Annotated in this window: 18 protein-coding genes and 1 pseudogene; 8 read left to right on the top strand and 11 right to left on the bottom strand. The window is 41.6% G+C overall.

Annotated features, from left to right (window positions below):
• Positions 1 to 71 precede the first annotated feature (71 nt).
• Both BV375_RS33215 and BV375_RS33210 read left to right on the top strand, forming a co-directional pair.
• Positions 72 to 1,151 carry a tetratricopeptide repeat protein gene (locus tag BV375_RS33215; RefSeq protein WP_086768504.1) on the top strand — a complete coding sequence of 360 codons (1,080 nt, stop codon included), beginning with the start codon at positions 72 to 74 and terminating at the stop codon, positions 1,149 to 1,151.
• A gap of 176 nt (positions 1,152 to 1,327) precedes the next feature.
• Positions 1,328 to 1,999 carry a uracil-DNA glycosylase gene (locus BV375_RS33210; protein ID WP_086768502.1) on the top strand — a complete coding sequence of 224 codons (672 nt, stop codon included), beginning with the start codon at positions 1,328 to 1,330 and terminating at the stop codon, positions 1,997 to 1,999.
• Here the strand turns inward: BV375_RS33210 and BV375_RS33205 are convergent.
• From BV375_RS33205 to tyrS, 3 genes are all read right to left on the bottom strand, one after another.
• Positions 1,996 to 2,604: a hypothetical protein gene (locus tag BV375_RS33205; protein WP_086768500.1), complete on the bottom strand. Its 609-nt coding sequence runs from the start codon at positions 2,602 to 2,604 to the stop codon at positions 1,996 to 1,998. The two genes, BV375_RS33210 and BV375_RS33205, sit on opposite strands and share 4 nt — an antisense overlap.
• Positions 2,605 to 2,738: 134 nt before the next feature.
• On the bottom strand, positions 2,739 to 3,458 hold the full coding sequence (pyrF, locus tag BV375_RS33200; protein WP_086768498.1) for an orotidine-5'-phosphate decarboxylase: 720 nt from the start codon (positions 3,456 to 3,458) through the stop codon (positions 2,739 to 2,741).
• 39 nt (positions 3,459 to 3,497) lie between these two features.
• Positions 3,498 to 4,694, bottom strand: coding sequence for a tyrosine--tRNA ligase (tyrS, locus tag BV375_RS33195; RefSeq protein ID WP_208099230.1), 1,197 nt, complete (start codon positions 4,692 to 4,694; stop codon positions 3,498 to 3,500).
• A 173-nt stretch (positions 4,695 to 4,867) separates the two neighbouring features.
• Here tyrS and BV375_RS33190 point away from each other — a divergent pair, with 173 nt between their 5' ends.
• Complete coding sequence (locus tag BV375_RS33190) at positions 4,868 to 6,790, top strand: transglycosylase domain-containing protein (RefSeq protein ID WP_086768494.1); 1,923 nt, start codon at positions 4,868 to 4,870, stop codon at positions 6,788 to 6,790.
• A 220-nt stretch (positions 6,791 to 7,010) separates the two neighbouring features.
• Here the strand turns inward: BV375_RS33190 and BV375_RS33185 are convergent, their stop codons facing one another.
• Both BV375_RS33185 and BV375_RS33180 read right to left on the bottom strand, forming a co-directional pair.
• Positions 7,011 to 7,334 carry a DUF1825 family protein gene (locus tag BV375_RS33185; protein ID WP_086768492.1) on the bottom strand — a complete coding sequence of 108 codons (324 nt, stop codon included), beginning with the start codon at positions 7,332 to 7,334 and terminating at the stop codon, positions 7,011 to 7,013.
• A 137-nt stretch (positions 7,335 to 7,471) separates the two neighbouring features.
• Positions 7,472 to 7,858 carry a hypothetical protein gene (locus tag BV375_RS33180; RefSeq protein WP_086768490.1) on the bottom strand — a complete coding sequence of 129 codons (387 nt, stop codon included), beginning with the start codon at positions 7,856 to 7,858 and terminating at the stop codon, positions 7,472 to 7,474.
• Positions 7,859 to 8,286: 428 nt separating this feature from the next.
• Between BV375_RS33180 and BV375_RS33175 the strand changes: the two genes are divergently transcribed.
• On the top strand, positions 8,287 to 8,661 hold the full coding sequence (locus BV375_RS33175; RefSeq protein WP_086768488.1) for an NINE protein: 375 nt from the start codon (positions 8,287 to 8,289) through the stop codon (positions 8,659 to 8,661).
• A 14-nt stretch (positions 8,662 to 8,675) separates the two neighbouring features.
• Complete coding sequence (locus BV375_RS33170; RefSeq protein WP_086768571.1) at positions 8,676 to 9,209, top strand: ComEA family DNA-binding protein; 534 nt, start codon at positions 8,676 to 8,678, stop codon at positions 9,207 to 9,209.
• Positions 9,210 to 9,254: 45 nt separating this feature from the next.
• Here the strand turns inward: BV375_RS33170 and lepB are convergent, their stop codons facing one another.
• The 5 genes and pseudogenes from lepB to BV375_RS33145 all read right to left on the bottom strand — a co-directional run bounded on the left by lepB (position 9,255) and on the right by BV375_RS33145 (position 12,515).
• Positions 9,255 to 9,827 (bottom strand): signal peptidase I, encoded by a 573-nt coding sequence (gene lepB / locus BV375_RS33165; protein ID WP_086768485.1) that lies wholly within the window; start codon positions 9,825 to 9,827, stop codon positions 9,255 to 9,257.
• Positions 9,828 to 10,169: 342 nt separating this feature from the next.
• Positions 10,170 to 11,084 carry a cyclase family protein gene (locus BV375_RS33160; RefSeq protein ID WP_086768483.1) on the bottom strand — a complete coding sequence of 305 codons (915 nt, stop codon included), beginning with the start codon at positions 11,082 to 11,084 and terminating at the stop codon, positions 10,170 to 10,172.
• 76 nt (positions 11,085 to 11,160) lie between these two features.
• Positions 11,161 to 11,679, bottom strand: a pseudogene (locus BV375_RS33155) (DUF1877 family protein).
• 201 nt (positions 11,680 to 11,880) lie between these two features.
• Entirely contained in the window at positions 11,881 to 12,246 is a 366-nt protein-coding gene (locus BV375_RS33150; protein WP_086768481.1) for a clan AA aspartic protease, read from the bottom strand.
• A complete protein-coding gene (locus tag BV375_RS33145) occupies positions 12,243 to 12,515 on the bottom strand; it encodes a hypothetical protein (RefSeq protein ID WP_086768479.1) in 273 nt (90 codons plus the stop codon). Before BV375_RS33145 ends, BV375_RS33150 begins: the two co-directional genes overlap by 4 nt.
• A 107-nt stretch (positions 12,516 to 12,622) precedes the next feature.
• Here BV375_RS33145 and BV375_RS33140 point away from each other — a divergent pair, with 107 nt between their 5' ends.
• A complete protein-coding gene (locus tag BV375_RS33140; protein WP_086768477.1) occupies positions 12,623 to 13,012 on the top strand; it encodes a VOC family protein in 390 nt (129 codons plus the stop codon).
• A 63-nt stretch (positions 13,013 to 13,075) separates the two neighbouring features.
• A complete protein-coding gene (gene ylqF, locus BV375_RS33135) occupies positions 13,076 to 13,957 on the top strand; it encodes a ribosome biogenesis GTPase YlqF (RefSeq protein WP_086768475.1) in 882 nt (293 codons plus the stop codon).
• A gap of 30 nt (positions 13,958 to 13,987) precedes the next feature.
• Here ylqF and BV375_RS33130 read toward each other — a convergent pair whose 3' ends face one another.
• The gene (locus BV375_RS33130; RefSeq protein ID WP_086768473.1) at positions 13,988 to 15,454 is read right to left on the bottom strand and encodes a serine/threonine protein kinase; all 1,467 of its coding nucleotides are present in this window, start codon (positions 15,452 to 15,454) and stop codon (positions 13,988 to 13,990) included.
• Positions 15,455 to 15,701: 247 nt separating this feature from the next.
• On the opposite strand from BV375_RS33130, the gene BV375_RS33125 reads away from it, so the two are divergent.
• The gene (locus tag BV375_RS33125) at positions 15,702 to 17,333 is read left to right on the top strand and encodes an adenylate/guanylate cyclase domain-containing protein (RefSeq protein ID WP_086768471.1); all 1,632 of its coding nucleotides are present in this window, start codon (positions 15,702 to 15,704) and stop codon (positions 17,331 to 17,333) included.
• Positions 17,334 to 17,561 lie beyond the last annotated feature (228 nt).

Here is a 17,561-nt window from a genome sequence, read left to right as displayed (position 1 = left end):
CTTGCATAAAGATTTACTCAGGAATTTTGGGCATACTAAAAGATATCACCAAACTTAACAGGACTTGGTCGATGTCTACAGGCGAAAAAAATATAGACCCCTTAAAAGTACCAAAGAAATCTGGAAAATTAAGGAAGAGTAACACGATTACCCATGAATTTGACCAAGGTTTATCAGAAGAAACAATTTTTTCCCAAGAAAGTAATTCTCAGCTATTAGAAGCATCTAAACTAATGCGGCAAGGAGTCAAAAAGCAGCAAGCTGGCGATTTAATTGCTGCAATGAAGTTTTTAGAAGAATCTCTAGTGCTGTTTCACGCAGTAGGGAATTCCCAAAAACAGGGAAAAGTGCTTTCTTTGTTAGCATTAACAGCTTATACGTCAGGGGACTACCAGAAAACTATCTCCTACTGCCAACAATCTCTTTCCTTAATGAAGGACAACTCAGATTTAGCTGTGCGGATGCAAGTGCTTTCTCATTTGGGTAATGCTTACCGTCACCTCAACGACTATGACAAAGCTATTCAGTTTTTAGAAGAAAGTTTGAAAATCACCCAGCAGCAGCAAGATAAGCGGAGTCAAGTAGCGGCTCTAAATAATCTGGGTTTGGTTTATAAAGCTGTAGGTAACGTTGCAAGAGCAATTAGGTATCAAGAGCAAAGTTTAGAAATTGTTCAAGAACTTCAAGACAATTGGGGCGAAGAACAAGTACTCAAAAATTTAGGCAATGCTTGGTATGCATTGGACGATTATCCAAAAGCGATCGCTTACTATGAAAAGTGTGTAGTCATATCACGCTCTCTGAAAAATCTGCGTAGTGCTGTTCATGTACTCAAAAATCTGGGTAATGCCTGCTATGCCTTGGGTGATTATGCTAAAGCTATTATTTATTACGAAGAGCGTTGGCAATTAGCCAAAGAACTTCAAGACAAGCGAAGTGAGGAACAGTCCCTAGGGAGTTTAGGAGTTGCTTGTGAAGCTTTAGGTGATTACTCTAAAGCAATCACATACCATGAACAACGTTTGCTCTTAGCCAAGGCTATCAAAGACCGTCGCAGCCAAGAACAAGCCCTTGCCAGTTTAAGAGTTGCTTGTTATGCCTTAGGTGATTATGCCAAAGCAATGCAATACCAAACAATGGATCTTGACTGAAAATACTTTTGCTTTGCTCATGACTAATTGCTGCTGAAATGAACCGATACAACTGATACAATAAAGGTTCTGTAAATAACAATTTTCAGCAACAGTTGATTACAAACAAATCTCCTACAACAGAAGTATTGCACCTAGCTTAGACAGGTGCTACTGACCCCAACTTCCAGATTGCCATGAGCAGCGAAACCCAACTCAGCCTATTTGACGATTCAAGCTTTAACCAAAGAGATCTGATTCCTACAGACGGCAAAATTCCTATACCTTCTAATACCTATTCCGATATGACAGAGTTGGCACTGCACTGCAATCAGTGCCATCGTTGTGGATTGGGAGACAATCGCACTCATGCTGTCGTTGGCCGTGGGAACCTCAAGGCACCAATTATGGTTGTGGGGGAAGCTCCAGGGCAAAATGAAGACGAAACAGGGTTACCATTTGTAGGTAGATCGGGGCAGCTGCTAGAGAAAATATTGGCATCTGTGAGTTTAAGTACTGAGAATGATGTATATATTGCCAATATCAATAAATGTCGTCCACCAGAGAATCGGGTTCCTACTACTGAAGAAATGGCGGCTTGCTTGCCCTACTTATTAGAACAAATTCGCCTCGTAGATCCAAAAATTATTCTGTTAACTGGTGCAACTGCGGTTAAAGGCTTAACAGGCGATAAGCGTGGCATTACTAAAATTCGCGGACAGTGGATAGAGTGGCAAGGACGTTTGTGTATGCCAATTTTCCACCCTTCCTACTTACTGCGGAATCCTTCTCGGGAAGTTGGCGGTCCCAAATGGTTGATGTGGCAAGATATACAAGCAGTGCGGGCTAAATACGATGAAATTCGTTAAAAAGGTTTACTGCGCATCCGTATACTTCCTGCTTGACAATCCCGCAGCCAAATATTAATCGCTTGCGCAATAGCGCTGTTGCTACTATCTCGTGGCGGAGATGGCGGTTGTTGCTTTGGAGATGAACCAGTTTGGGTAAACATCATTACCAAACGCCAACCATTTTGAGTTTTAGTCAACAACAGCCAGTGGAATTCTTGTAATTCCACCGCTTTTCCATCTATATACTGCCGTTCTAAAGTAGTAAAGAAAACCTGCTCGACTCCTGACGCTGCACTTTTGGAGGTATCTGCGGTGTCAATCCCAGGATTTAGCGGCAAGGGCGTAAACTCGGGTCTACCTGCTACTAGCATATAGCTGTAAACTTCACTACTTCTGCTACGACGACGGGCACGTTGCGTAACACGGTTGGTGTAACTAGGTAAATCTCGTAGTATATAAGTAATTAAAGTATCTAAATTTTTTTCTGAGCAAGCGGACCCTACTTTATTATTAACCACATCTTTGTAAGATGACGGAGATTGGTTCTGCGACAATGCTGAGTTATCAATACTACTTGCTATTACCAGCCAGAAACCCCAAACTATCAACCACAAGTTACCCATGCCCTTTCTGATTGAAGAGGACGCGGAGACTGAAGAATATCTTTTATTGAATGTGAATGGTTTCACGAAAGCGGTCCAAGACTCCGACTTTATCACCGTACCCCTTTGTCCCCGCGTCTTCTTTATTCCTACCTTCATGCCACTGTAGTTATCTCTTCAGAAATTCTCTTCCAAGCTAACTCAGGGTCAGCAGCAGTGGTAATAGGACGCCCAATTACTAGGTAATCTGCGCCTGCTTTGATTGCTTGTGCTGGGGTGAGCGATCGCTTTTGATCTGCCTTGTCTGCCCAAGTAGGACGGACTCCAGGACAAACTAACAGAAAATCATCCCCGCAAGTTTGTCGTAGTTGTGCCACTTCCTGAGGTGAACACACTGCCCCATCCAATCCGGTTTCTTGAGCTATTAGTGCCATCTCTAGGGTATATTCTGGCAGTTCTAGGGGAATTTTTAAATCGAATGCCAACTGTCTAGCAGAAATACTTGTCAGCAGCGTAATAGCAAGTAATTTTGGCGGTTGCACACCCGCCTGTGCTGCCCCTGTTCGTACTGCCTCAGTTGCCGCTTTTAGGGCATCCTTACCAGCAGTAGCATGAATTGTCAGCAAATCTACCCCATAACGAGCCGCAGCCTGAGAAGCACCAGCAACAGTGTTGGGGATGTCATGAAACTTTAAATCCAGGAAAATGCGCTTTTGCCGGGACTTAAGCAGTTCGAGGATTTTAGGCCCAGTGCTGGTAAATAACTCCAAACCAACTTTCCAGAAACCAACTTGGGGAAGCTGATCCACAAGGGCGATCGCACTCTGCAAATCTGACACATCCAAAGGTACAATAATTCGCTGCTTGGCTTTCATCGGCGTTTATCGGTGTTTATCGGCGGTTCATTTCATACATTAAGGTACTAAGCGCACAAACTTGTTTTTCCCCACTTGCAGAACTCTTCCAGATAATTCGCTGGGCTGCCCAAAACTAGTATCAACATTAGTAATGCGATCGCCATCTAAATACACTCCACCCTCTTGAATTTTCCGCTTGCCTTCCCCGCTACTTTTGCACAAGCCACTAGCATTGAGTAGATAAGCCAACTTTACGGGAAACTGGGGTATGTCAGCTAAAGAAAATTCTGGTAATGCACCTTTTTGACCACCACTGTCTACTACTTCTTTAGCCTTATTCGCTGCTGCTTCGCCGTGATATTGTTTAACAACTTCCCATGCTAGAAGTAATTGGCGATCGCGTGGTTTTTCGGGCAGTTTCTCTAAAGCTAAATCTGTCAGCATCTCAAAATATTGTTCTAGTAGTTGATCGGGTACTCCCTGCAATTTCTGATATTTATCAGATGGGTGTTCTGATAAGCCCACATAATTACCTAAGGACTTAGACATTTTCTGCACGCCATCCGTACCAATCAAAATCGGCAGCAATAATCCAAACTGGGGTTTTTGTCCAAAATGACGTTGTAAATCTCGCCCCACAGCAATGTTAAATTTCTGGTCAGTCCCACCCAACTCCACATCTGCTTCAACAGCAACAGAATCATATCCCTGCATCAACGGATAAAGGAACTCATGGAGGAAAATCGGATTCTCTTTTTTATAACGTTCTGCAAATCCTTCCTTGGCCAACATCTGCCCCACCGTCATCGTAGAGAGTAACTCTAAAATTTTCCCCAAATCAAGTAGAGAGAGCCATTCGGAGTTATAGCGTACCTCTAATCTCCCAGGTGTGTCAAAATCCAATATAGGACGTACTTGATCGAGATAAGTCTGGGCATTTTGCGCTACCTCTGCCTCTGTCAGTTGGCGACGCACCTCAGATTTACCAGTCGGATCGCCAATGCGAGCCGTAAAATCCCCAATAATCAGAACTGCTGTATGACCTGCATCTTGAAAAGCTCGCAGTTTTCTTACCGGTATGCTATGACCAAGATGAATATCAGCACCCGTTGGATCAATGCCCAATTTGACCCTTAAAGGTCTGCTTGTAGTTGCCAAGCGCTTTTCTAAATTTTCACTTTCGTTGTCAGCATCAGTTGGTTGTGGGAAAATTTCCACAATACCACGACGCAACCAAGCAAAATCTTGCGCCATACTAGGAGATTCGCTATTAATTAAGCTTTGGGCTGGAGAAGTTAGGTTGGTTGTATTCACTGGCAATTTGTCCGTTCTCTTATCTGCCAAACTACTATAATTGCAAAAAATCAACCGCCTTGCTTCGCCAAATCAATTACATTTATATTTACGAGTGAGGAAGTGAAATCGCCGTGTCGTCTAGGACTTTTGAAGACAAGGAAGCCCAAAATAAGGCTTCATCAGGTTTTGAGTTTTTGAAAGGAGTAGGTCAGGTAGCTGGCGGAACTCTACTATCAATCACGATGCTGACAAGTTCAATTGTAGCGGGAGGATTGGTGGGTTTGGCTATTAGTTTCCGTAATTTGCCGGATGTCAGGCAATTACGTAACTTCTTTCCTTCAGAAACTACTTATATTTATGATTTAAAAGGCAAGCTGTTAACGAGTGTTCATGGGGAAGCCAACCGAGAAGTTGTACCTTTAGATAAAATTTCCCCAAATCTCAAAAGAGCAGTATTAGCAAGTGAAGATGGTCATTTCTACAATCATCATGGTATTAATCCTACTGGTGTAGGTCGTGCCATAGTTGTTAACTCGATCGCTGGTGGAGTCAAAGAAGGCGGCTCTACCATCACGATGCAATTAGTGAAAAACATATTTTTGTCTCAAAAGCGTGCCTTTACCCGTAAGATAGCGGAAGCAGTGCTGGCAATTCGCCTAGAGCAAATTCTTTCCAAAGACCAAATTCTAGAAATGTACCTCAATCAAGTTTATTGGGGTCATAACAATTATGGTGTACAAACAGCAGCACGCAGTTACTTTAACAAGTCATCAGAATTTTTAACATTGGGTGAATCGGCGATGATGGCCGGTTTAATTCAAGCACCAGAAGAATTTAGCCCGTTTGTCAGTATGAAAATGGCAAAACAGAAACAAAAAGAAGTTTTAGGGCGAATGCTGGACTTGAATTGGATTAGCCAGAAAGAGTACGACGATGCCCTGAAACAAGAAATCAAACTTGGAAAAATTCGGTCGTTTCAAGGTAGTGCCTTACCTTATGTAACCAATACTGTGTCACAAGAATTAGCGAAAAAGTTCGGACGCGACGCACTACTTAAAGGTGGTATGCGAGTCCAAACTACAGTTGATGCCGACTTCCAAAAAATGGCAGAACAAACCGTCGCTAAGTGGCATGAAACACTCGAAGGCGAAGGGTTATCTAAGAATCAAATGGCTCTAGTGGCAATTGATCCCCGTACACATTTCGTCAAAGCTTTAGTAGGCGGCGTAGATTCCAAAATCAGCGAGTTTAACCGCGCTACCCAAGCTCAGCGTCAGCCAGGATCTTCTTTCAAACCTTTTGTTTACTACACTGCGTTTGCTTCTGGAAAGTTTACACCAGACACAACAGTGGTCGATGCCCCAGTTAGCTATCGAGATGGTGACGGTTGGTACTACCCAAAAAATTATGATGGTGGTTTTGGGGGAGCGATGTCAATTCGCACTGCGCTCTCACAATCTCGTAATATCCCCGTAATTAAAGTAGGTAAAGCTGTGGGGATGAATAAAGTTATCGAAACTTGCCGCACCTTGGGGATTATGAGTCCGATGGAACCGGTGACTTCTTTGCCTCTAGGAGCAATTGGTGTCACTCCTCTAGAAATGGCTAGTGCCTATGCTACCTTTGCTAATTATGGCTGGCAATCACCACCAACGGTAATTGCGCGTGTTACTGATAGTAGCGGTAACGTTCTACTAGATAACACGCCCAAGCCTCAGTTAGTTCTCGATCCTTGGGCATCGGCAGCAATTCTCAATGTCATGCAATCGGTAATTGAGAGTGGAACTGGTAAAAATGCTGCTATAGGCCGCCCGGCTGCGGGTAAGACGGGTACAACATCCTCAGAAAAAGATATTTGGTTTGTGGGTACAGTGCCCCAGTTAACTACTGCTGTTTGGGTAGGTAGGGACGACAACAGACAATTAGCCCACGGTGCTACAGGTGGCGTAATGGTAGCTCCCATCTGGCGCGACTTTATGCAAAAGGCGCTCAAGGATGTACCCGCAGAGAGCTTTAAATCGCCCTCCCAATTTACTCGCCCCAAAGCCCAATAATTTCGGATTCTAGATTTTAGATTGGCAATTAATCCAAAATCTAGAATCTGTCTTGAAAAGTTTGCTCAACGGGGGGGAACCTCTGCACGCAACGCCAGTTGCTACCCTGCGGGAAGCCACTCTCCGGGTGTCTACAAGTCGGGTTCCCCGACGCCAGTTGCTACAACGGAGGTTCCCTCCGCAACGCACTGGCTCAACTTTTCGCAAAATCTAAAATTGCTCAGGGCTGTTTTTCTAGCTCGGCTTTCATTCTCTGTAGAGTGAGATGCATTTGGTCAAACATTTGCTGAGGAGTAACCCCAAACTGACCTAGCTGAGTTTTCATCTGTTCCATAGTCATTTGCGCCATGAAATCTTCTGAGAGCTCGAAGCGCTTCATAAAGATGCGATAGCGATCCATCATGGCTTCCATTTGCTCAATAAACAGCTTTTTGCCCTCACGGTCAAATTTGCCGTAGTTGTTACCAAGCTTGATTAGCGCTTGATAATCGTCAAACAGCTGCTTTGCTTCCTGCTGAACTATCTCAGAGTCAAAGAATCCCATTTTGTTTAATATTCAACTGAGTGCTAACACTCAGTAAATTATGGTTTTGCTTATATTTTTATTCTAATCTAGGGTAATAATCTAGGGAATAAGCTACGGTTTCATTACGGTTATTTACCGAAATTTCAACACTTGACTCAAAAATGTTGGCGCGCTATAAACAAACTTAATAAAGCGGCAATGCTCACAGACGTTGCCATTGATCTTGGATCTACATTTTCATTTAGTTTAATGTTCAACTTGGAAGCGTACTTTAACGCTAGCGGCTGTTGGGGATTAAGTTTTAATGCTTGACGAATATAAACCGTTGCCATTCCCGGAAAATTCTGTTGGAAATGTACAACGCCGAGTAATGCATGATAGTCACTATTTTGTGGTTCTAGCTTGATAGCATCGCGCAGTTCTTGTACAGATCTTGTCCAGTTCGCTAAGTTGGCATACTGAATAGCTCGTTGGTAATGACGTTGAGCGTATTTTTTCAAAACTGGTTGAACACTATTGTTTTTATCTAATTTCTGTTCCACAGGCTAGGCTCTAACTTGCTGATTTATGAAAATCTGTAATGTTGGCTGCAATAGATCGCGGTTGTGAAACAACTAACTAAACTAAAAACTTATAATTTCAATTTGTTGATGAAGATTTACTTGACCTAAAATTTTGATTTTATTGTATTAATGTTTGAGATATTTTTTAAGCGTAGTTGTATTATACGATATTACATAAAAGAGGATGAAATAAGCTCAGAAGCACAATGGATTTGGAAAAGTTCTCTGGGTAAAGTTTATCTGAATATACCCTACATCTGAGTAGCAGCTCCTCTATAGCGGAGATCAATACAATAGATTTATATATTGACTGTTAAGTAGGAGAGCACCAATACAGCAGTTATCCAGGTACTTTGCTACGATAACTATCTAATTGTAGGAAATGTGGTTATGGTAAATTGGAGAATATGTTAACTAAGCGCAAAAGCCGCAGTGTTGCCGCTATTTTAGCTTTTTCCGGCACGCTAACAATTTCAGGATTACATAAGTTTTATTTAGGACAGCCTTTTTGGGGACTGTTATATGTTTTGCTTTCTTGGACACCAATTCCTAAGGTAGCTAGCGCTATTGAGGGAGTTTGGTACTTAGCTCAAGACGAAGAAGCTTTTGATCGGAATTTTAATTTTGGTAAGTCAGCAATTAAGAACTCACAACAAGTCAGCAATCAAGTTGGAGCACTTGCAGACGCCTTGCGTGAGTTGGATGCTCTGCGTCAAGATGGACTGATTTCTGAGTATGAATTTGAGCAAAAGCGCCGCCAGATGCTAGACCAAATTTCTTGAAACCAGCGAAAATTATGAAAAACTGGCTACCTTTAAATTCCAGGTTGCAAAAACTTCGTGCCAAGCTGCTCAACGACCCCTACTACAGACTACAATCTGGGGAAGAACTTCAGATGGCGGTACAACTAGGTATTCAGATTGATGCTAATCAAGCAACTGTAGATGACTGGTTACGCTTACCTGGGTTGTCAATTCACCAAGCGCGATCGCTAGTAGAAATTTCACGTTCAGGTGTTAAATTCTATTGTATTGAAGATATTGCTGCGGCTTTAGCTATTCCTGTACAACGGCTAGAACCACTAAAGCCACTGCTCAATTTTGTTTACTATGACGAAGAATCTTTAGAATGTCTTGCACCTTTAGTTAATCCAAATATAGCAACAGTTGAGAGTTTAGCAAAAATACCTTTTATCGATATTTCTCTGGCGCAAGCAGTCGTGCAAAATCGTCTATCTGCTGGACCTTACCGCAACTTAGTTGATTTCCAGCAGCGCTTGGCGCTATCACCAGATGCGATCGCTCAGTTAATGTATTATTTAAGATTTTAAGTAGTCAGTTATCAGCCTGTTCACTGTTAACTGACTACTGACTAATTAAATAAATCCAACCCGGTTGAGAGGCCAAAACCGAAATGTCGCTCGACCAATAATATTTTTTCTGGGTAAAAAACCCCAGTAGCGAGAGTCGTTACTATCGTTACGATTGTCTCCCATAACAAAAAACTCGCCTTCTGGAACTGTCTGTGGCGGGTAAGGACTATTTGGTGGTTCAGCAATGTAGTCTTCTTCTAAAGCTTGACCGTTGAGGTAAACTTTCCCACGAGCAACGCTCACTATCTCTCCAGGTTCACCAATGATACGCTTAATAAAAGCTTGGTCTTTAGGATATCCACGACGTTGAAGTTCTGCTGGTGGCTGAAAAACAATGATATCCCCAGTTTTGGGAGGATGAAGGCGGTAAGAGATTTTTTCCACAACTAGGCGATCGCCTGTATGTAAAGTGGGTAACATTGAATCAGAAGGAATGTAGCGTGGTTCGGCAATAAAAGTCCTAATCACAAATGCCAAACATAAAGCGATCGCTATTAAAATTAGATTTTCCTGCGAACTCCGCCATATTTTTGACGACGCTGGTGTATCTTTTACATCACTTTCGTGAGGAGCCATAGAATTTTTCAGCCAGTTAAAAAAGTGGAACAAATACCTTGATTATTTGGACGGTCAAGGTATACTTGTAATCAAGCTGGGTTCTCAGCAATAACCCTTATAAGCATTAATCATAAGGCTATCGCATCTACCAATTATAGGCAAAAACGCTGAGAATAATCTGGAGCCTGTCTAATCCGATACAAGCACAAAATTAGATATAGCAATTAGGTAATTCAAATACCATTACCTAACCTTTGCAATTATAAGGCAAGGCTTTAGAACATTCTCCGTTTAATTGTCTTCTCCTGAAAAGTAAGCTAGTTGCCGACTGGTGGAGCGATACAGCCAGTCGGTTTTTTCTTATCTGACTCGAACACCAAGCTGTTTATTCCAGTGAAGTGATTTATCTGCTTTTTGTAGAGGAGATTCTGGTATTTGACCCACCGATACACCATAAGACCAGTTTGGGGGACAGATAGCAATATAGCGAGCATAGCCACCTAAACCACCTTTAAATTTGGGATATCCAATCGTTACTAGCGCACCTGTTTCCGGTACTCGATCGAGATTCGCCACACCTTCAGCTTGAGTATAGCCGTTATGCAATAACCAGGCTTCTCCTTCCAAGGTTGGCGTACTATCTGTATCCAGCGGTTCATGTCCGTGAAACAAAATATGGCGTTGTAAGTGTAGGAACTTGAGAGCATCAAGACTTACCCCAGGAAACTTAGTTCTAGTAGCTAGTTCTGGATTTGGCCATTCCTTAGACCAGTCAGAACGCACAAACACAACCGATCCTTCAAGAATCTTACCATGCCTGCGTTCCCAAGCCTGAATATCCTTCACTGTGAGATGATAATTGGGGTCTTGAGCTACTTTGTCTTGGATGGGAATCACCACCAAAGGACGCACAGCAAAAGTTGCAGGTAACTCATCAATAGCTGGATATTCAGGGTTCCAGTGCGCAGGTGGATCGAGTTGAGTACCTAACTGATCGGTAGATAAATCATAATGGGTAGCTTCAAAGCCATCTTTTTTGTAATTGTATGGTTGCAGAGTTTTAGGATTAATTGTTGGTTCAAACTTAGAAGTACCAAATCCTGACCATACAGGAATATTAGGCGTAATTGTATGGGTAAGGTCAACATATTTGGCTGTTTTCAAAGACTGTTGATATACCTGCCATAGGGGAGGTTGGGGTTGTGCAGCATTGATGGATAAGCACAGCACAAGTGTAAAGAAAATTGCTAAACCCAAAAAGGCAAATTTTTGCATACAGTTTGCTCTCAATTATGAGCAATACAATCACTCAACTGAAATTTCATGGGGCTTAATAATCTGCAAGAAAAACTTAGTCAAATGACAAAAGTATCATATCGCCTTCTTGTGCTGCTTTATTAAAAAACTGGCATAGTTGATTATATAAATGGAGATAGTGTGGCTCCATGTAGGTTTTGCTTTCTCGATCTACATATAGCTGATTAAGACGCTGTTGCAACTCATTAAAGCAGATATGGCTTAACACTTCAGCTATCTCGTAAACTTCATTAACTGTAAAATAACGTACCATGCCATAAGTTGCTTCTCAATGTGTTGCTGTCCCTCCCATGAATACTTGATGAAGCAAAGTTGTAATATTAGTTTTGTGTTCCTTGTATGGGAAATCGCCTGTGAACATGAAGTAAAGTGACTGCCAGTACTTATCAAGATCTAGATAGCGATCGCTATTTTTTAATGCTTCAAAATATGCATAAATTTCTTCATCTGTGTCGAAATTGCCACCAAAATAAATGTTTTTATAATAAACATCATGGTGTAATCTTTCAAACTCTTCAGGAGTAACGCGCCTGTAACTAAGTTCGATACCCATATACACAAAAATTATTTATCAAAAAAAATCAAATCTTATGGTAAAAATTCATAATTCTGACATACAAATTACTACGTAATTATTAAATTTTTAGGAATGATTTAGTATGGCTATGTAGGATTCATATATTTTTTTGGAAATAGACGTAGATTTTTTCAAAAATTAAATTGGATTCCTATATATCCACATAATAGAAAGCAACTACAATTTATCAATTATTACTAAACCATCTTCGGTAAACTGTATTACAAGTTCATTCTCATTCAGTAAAGCAGTTCCTAGCAAAGGTCGTTTTCCCGTTGCAAGTACATTAACTTCCCGTTCTTCGCCATTCCAGATAATGGTAGCTTGATGTACTGGCAAGATTACACTGCTATTGTCAGCTAAAGTTGCATACATATCATACACAAAAGGAAACCCTAACAGACTAACTGCTTCTGGGGGTAGGGCGAGAAACTCTGTGAAACCTGTATCTATAACAAACTCAATAGTAAAATCTGGTTGATTTGACAGTCGGAATATCACATTAACTGTTGCACGTCCGTTCTTGACAATACCAGAAATCACCGATAATCACGCTCCATTTCACCACTGAAGGAAGCAGCAACTTTATAGCCTATGCGAATGCCAAAAAGTCGAGCTAATGGGTGTTTATTACGTAAATATCGGGCTGATTCTATACCTATTTTATCAACTGCATATTCCCCTGTTTCTATGTCAATGATCACCATCTTACCGATGTTTTCTTCTGTTTCCACTTGTTGACGAATGCCATTTTCATAAAGTTCTTTGGCACGTTTAGCAACTTCTTCGCGGCTTAAAAGTATGGCTTCCACAGGTTTTTTCCTATGTTACTAATGTAGAGTAATTATACTACAAAAAAATTGCCAAAGTCCTGACTACAAACTGTAATTTGTTTATGCCTAGCTAGTTATGAAAAAATATGATTTTTCAATACACTGATGTACTTGTCGCTCTTGCAACTGTGAATTTTGAAAGTTTAGTGAGTTTCTATACACAAGTTTTGGGGCAAAATCCTACAACTCTGGTTCCCAATGCTTATGCTGAATTTCTGTTTTCTGGTTTGCGGCTAGGTATTTTTAAACCTAAAAGCACACACGAGGCTGAATTTGAAACTACAGCCAAAAGTAAGATAAGTTTGTGTTTAGAGGTGAGTAACCTGGAAGCTGCGATCGCTCACCTTACGGCCTTGGGATATCCCCCACCCGGAAATATTACAGTTGCTTCCCACGGTAGAGAAATCTATGCCTATGACCCCGATGGCAACCGTTTGATTCTACATCAAGCAGTTACACAAAGTTATGAGTCCTGAATCATGAGTTATTAGGGACGAATGACAAATTACAAATGACCAATGACAAAGGACAAATGACCAATGGCTTTAACTCAAAACTATAAATTAAACGTGATCCAATGGTATCCGGGTCACATTGCCAAGGCTGAAAAGAATCTAAAAGAACAGCTAAAGCGAGTAGATGTGGTATTGGAAGTACGAGATGCACGTATTCCCTTAGCGACACACCATCCTCAAATTGGTGAGTGGGTGGGGAATAAGACGCGGTTGTTAGTGCTGAACCGGGTGGATATGATTTCTTCCCAAGTGCGATCGCTGTGGGGTGATTATTTTAAACGTCAGGGAGAAGTAGCATATTTTACCAATGCTCAACATGGTCAAGGTGTAGCAGCAGTGTTAAAAGCAGCACAAGCGGCTGGAGTAGAACTCAATCAAAGAAGACGCGATCGCGGGATGTTACCCCGTCCAGTTCGCGCGGTGGTGATTGGTTTTCCGAATGTTGGTAAATCAGCGTTAATTAACCGTCTGTTGGGTAAACGGGTAGTTGAAAGTGCAGCTCGTCCTGGTGTGACTCGTCAACTCCGCTGGGTGCGAATCTCCGACCAGTTAGAATTACTAGATGCTCCCGGTGTTATTCCTCTGAAGCTGGAAGATCAAGAAGCCGCATTAAAATTAGCGATTTGCGATGATATTGGTGAAGCATCTTACGATAATCAACTAGTAGCATCAGAACTTGTAAACATACTTAATTATCTACAAGATGTAGCTACTAATTTATTACCACAAAAACCATTAGAAGCACGCTACGAACTTGACTCTTCACCCCACACAGGAGAAGCATACTTGCAAGCTTTAGCAGAACATCGCTACACAGGCGATGTGGAAAGAGCCGCTAGGCATCTGTTAACAGATTATCGTAAAGGATTATTGGGTGAAATTCCTTTGGAAGTACCCCCAAACTAAATTATTCAAAATGTAGACTGGAAAATTTTACTATTTAGCAGGACAGGAGTTTTTTGTCCGACTTTTCCAAATCCAACCTGGCTCTGGAGAACTAATTTCTATCCAGCCACCCTCTGTTCTGCCAGTAGTTGTGACTTTAGTACCTGCTTTCACAACTTTGCCGGTTTTCCTTTGTCCAGACCCAGATAAAGAGCGTAAGTTTGATGAACTAACAACCATCAGACAACTTTTTTTCTGTTCAGGTGGCTTTGTATCATTAGCTACTTGCTTAACTTCATTTTGAGCAGGCTCTGAAGATGGTTTTTGTGAGTGATTAGCAGACATAATACCAACAGCAACTACTGCGATCGCTCCACCAGCCCCGATTAGCAATCGTGATCTTGGAGAGGATTTAGGAATAGAACGCCAGTGAAACGGCGAACTACTAGGCGATCGCGCTGGATTGGTAGTCATAGTTGACAGTTCATTCTGGGCCTCAGAGGCTCGTAGGGTAGATGGAGCGGTGATAAATTGTGGTGTAGAACCAGAGGGAGTTTCGTTATCTGGCGGAATGTAGCTAGGCTTTGCCAGTTCCTGTAGATAGTGCATGACTTTGGTTGCAGTCACATAACCATCTTTCAAATAGTGACCTACTACCTGGGTAACAACAGCTGCTACAGCGGCTGGTGTGTTGGCATTAGTTATGGAAGTGAGTGCTTGGAGTGCATCGGTTGCTGACTGATAGCGGTATTTGAAGTAATGGCGGATCATCTTATTCAAGATTGATGCCAATTGATCGCTGACTTGAGCATGATGCTGCCATAATATTTCTCCACTGACGGCATCCTCTCCTAATTGCTTGGGATTCAAGCCTGTTAGAGCTTGGATACAAGTCATACCTAGTGCATAAATGTCGCTACAAGGACGTGGCCTGCCTTGTCCCTGCTCACTTGGCATATAACCTGGGGTTCCAACAGCAACAGTGTCGTTTTTAAGCTGTTCTGGAGTCATCAGTGAGTAACTCTTAATTTGTTTTACAGCCCCAAAATCAACCAAGACGATTGTATTGTCACAAGCACGACGGATTAAATTTTCGGGTTTGAGATCTCGATGAATCACCCCATGACTATGAATAAATTCTAGGATAGGTAAAACATCTTGCAGTAGTTTAATTACCTGCTCTTCACTCCACCTGTCGGCAGCCATTTCTAAAGACAGTGGTTGTCCGTCGATCAACTCCTGCACTAAGTAAAATTCTTCGTTTTCCTCAAAGTAAGCTAAAAGTCGGGGAATCTGGTCATTATGTCCCAGCTTTTCTAAAGTTTCGGCTTCTCTATTAAACAAGCGTCGAGCTAATGGCAAAAATTCGGGGTCGCTAGTAACAGGTTTGAGATGTTTAACGACGCAAGTTGGGTTTCCAGGACGGCGAGTATCTAGGGCTATATAAGTATGACCAAATCCGCCTTTGCCTAATAGTTCGACCACTTGGTAACGGTGGTCTAATAATCTGCCGATCATGGTATAGCTGGACTGAGGTTAACTGTTAACTAGAATACACTTTTTCCTAAAAGAAGAAGTTTCTTGGGAATTTCTTCATAACGCTGATGTATATCTGAATATAATTGTTCCGTAATATTCACTACATTATAGTTGTCGAAATGCCATTAATAGTGTCATAAAGATAAAGCCAAGGGCTGATAGTTAATATATCCCCGGTCTTAGCCATGCTCTAACCTCCAAATTCCAGAACAGATATTTCACACTCATGACTGAACTCAAACTACGTCTACAAGAGGGAGATACTGAAACAACGGTTTCAGTGGATCAAGATGTATTCACTATTGGCCGTTTACCGGAATGTAACTTATATCTACCTTTTGGGGGGGTCTCTCGTAACCATGCCCAGATTGTGAAAACTGCTGATGGGGTGTGGACTATTGCGGATATGGGCAGTAAAAATGGGACACAAGTGAATGAACGTATACTTACTCGTCCCCAACAGTTGCATCACGGTGATGTTGTTTGGTTGGGTAATGTGAGTTTACTCGTTTTGGTCATAGATCCTGCGGCAGAGCCGATGATTAAGCGTGAGCCAATCAAGGATAGGGATGGGGATAATACTGAGCAAAAAACGATTCTACGGAACGTCAAACAACTACAACAGCAATGGATACAAGCTGATAGCAAGGATGGTGATATCAACAATAAGGATATAACCATTGCCCGACTTAAAGACTTGGTAGATATCGCAAAAAATCTTTGTGCAGCCACATCTATAGAAGAGATTTTCTTCCAAGTGCAAGAAGTGGTGTTTCGTTACCTAGACAGCATCGATCGCTTGGGATTATTAATTGATGTCAATGGTGGGGGAAATCTGGAATTGATGAATGCTGCTACCAGAAACGCTTCCCAACAACAAAATCTAGCAGCTGATGGTAGTTGGATTAGTCGTAGTATTTGCCAAAAGGTATTTGAAGAAAAAGTTGTCATTCAATCTGCTGATACCCATAAAGATGAACGCTTTTCTGGAGAACACAGCGTTTTGGTTAAAGGAATTCGCAGCGTCATGGCGGTGCCGTTATGGGATGAGAATAAAGTTGTTGGCGTTCTCTACGCAGATGCACATCTATCTTCTTACCATTGGGCTAATGAAGGTGAAGAAGAACTCAGCTTTTTTTCGGCTTTAGCTAACCTTGTAGCTTCTAGCGTGCAACGCTGGCTATTAGTAGATAAACTCAAAAACGAAGAAGTAATTCGTCACAGGCTAGAACGTTATCACTCTCCGGCTGTAGTTCAGCAGTTAATATCTGTAGGTAGGTTACCAGATGGGCGTTTATCTCCCGCAGAAAGCGAAATTAGCATTTTATTTGCGGACTTAGTTGGTTTTACTGCCATTTCTGAAAGAGTAACACCAACCGCGATCGCTCAATTACTTAATAATTTATTTGAAGAGATGCTGCAAGAAGTGTTTGGCTATGGTGGCACTTTAGATAAATATATTGGTGATTGTATTATGGCGTTCTTTGGCGCTCCCGAACCCCAACCAGATCATGCCGAACGTGCAATTGCGGCTGCCAAGGGTATGCTAACTCGCTTAGAACGTCTGAATATGAATGGTTTTTGGCAAGAACCTCTACAATTACGTATTGCAATTAATAGCGGTAAAGCAGTTGTAGGAGATGTTGGTAGCTCTCAACGGGTTGAATATACGGCTTTAGGGGCTACTATTAACCTGGCTGCACGCATGGAAGCAGTTTGTCCTCCTGGTGAATGCGTGATTAGTGAAGTTACTTACAAAATGCTTTCACAACCCTTAGACTTTCAAGAAATGGGAAGCTATAGTTTCAAAGGTATTAATCGTTTAATTAAGGTTTACCAAACAACTATGCAGAAATAAAGCAGCAGGCAGAAAATTAGGTTATTTGTAGTTTATATAATGTGAACTTAAAATTAAGGCAAAATCGGATTTTCACACACAATATTATTTGATGAATATGGTTTAATTTTTTCGGTTTTGCAATTAATATTCCAGGCTTTTTTTATATTTTTTAATGACTCTTTATCTTTCCATAAGTAAGTAGGCACGAAAAAACCAAACTATGTGAAGATAAGTAAATACGGAGAA

Source organism: Nostoc sp. 106C (assembly GCF_002154725.1).
In the GTDB taxonomy this organism is placed as follows: domain Bacteria; phylum Cyanobacteriota; class Cyanobacteriia; order Cyanobacteriales; family Nostocaceae; genus Aulosira.
Note: the sequence above shows the minus strand (reverse complement) of the source record. Positions and strands in the feature narration are given on the sequence as shown.

Bases quoted from the DNA above. Each gene is read 5' to 3' on its own strand.
- BV375_RS33125 (WP_086768471.1), top strand. From the start codon at position 15,702: ATGACTGAACTCAAACTACGTCTACAAGAGGGAGATACTGAAACAACG.
- BV375_RS33160 (WP_086768483.1), bottom strand. From the start codon at position 11,084: ATGCAAAAATTTGCCTTTTTGGGTTTAGCAATTTTCTTTACACTTGTG.
- BV375_RS33185 (WP_086768492.1), bottom strand. From the start codon at position 7,334: ATGGGATTCTTTGACTCTGAGATAGTTCAGCAGGAAGCAAAGCAGCTG.
- pyrF (WP_086768498.1), bottom strand. From the start codon at position 3,458: ATGAAAGCCAAGCAGCGAATTATTGTACCTTTGGATGTGTCAGATTTG.
- BV375_RS33170 (WP_086768571.1), top strand. From the start codon at position 8,676: ATGAAAAACTGGCTACCTTTAAATTCCAGGTTGCAAAAACTTCGTGCC.
- ylqF (WP_086768475.1), top strand. From the start codon at position 13,076: ATGGCTTTAACTCAAAACTATAAATTAAACGTGATCCAATGGTATCCG.
- BV375_RS33210 (WP_086768502.1), top strand. From the start codon at position 1,328: ATGAGCAGCGAAACCCAACTCAGCCTATTTGACGATTCAAGCTTTAAC.
- BV375_RS33175 (WP_086768488.1), top strand. From the start codon at position 8,287: ATGTTAACTAAGCGCAAAAGCCGCAGTGTTGCCGCTATTTTAGCTTTT.
- BV375_RS33140 (WP_086768477.1), top strand. From the start codon at position 12,623: ATGATTTTTCAATACACTGATGTACTTGTCGCTCTTGCAACTGTGAAT.
- tyrS (WP_208099230.1), bottom strand. From the start codon at position 4,694: ATGGCGCAAGATTTTGCTTGGTTGCGTCGTGGTATTGTGGAAATTTTC.
- BV375_RS33215 (WP_086768504.1), top strand. From the start codon at position 72: ATGTCTACAGGCGAAAAAAATATAGACCCCTTAAAAGTACCAAAGAAA.
- BV375_RS33130 (WP_086768473.1), bottom strand. From the start codon at position 15,454: ATGATCGGCAGATTATTAGACCACCGTTACCAAGTGGTCGAACTATTA.
- BV375_RS33205 (WP_086768500.1), bottom strand. From the start codon at position 2,604: ATGGGTAACTTGTGGTTGATAGTTTGGGGTTTCTGGCTGGTAATAGCA.
- lepB (WP_086768485.1), bottom strand. From the start codon at position 9,827: ATGGCTCCTCACGAAAGTGATGTAAAAGATACACCAGCGTCGTCAAAA.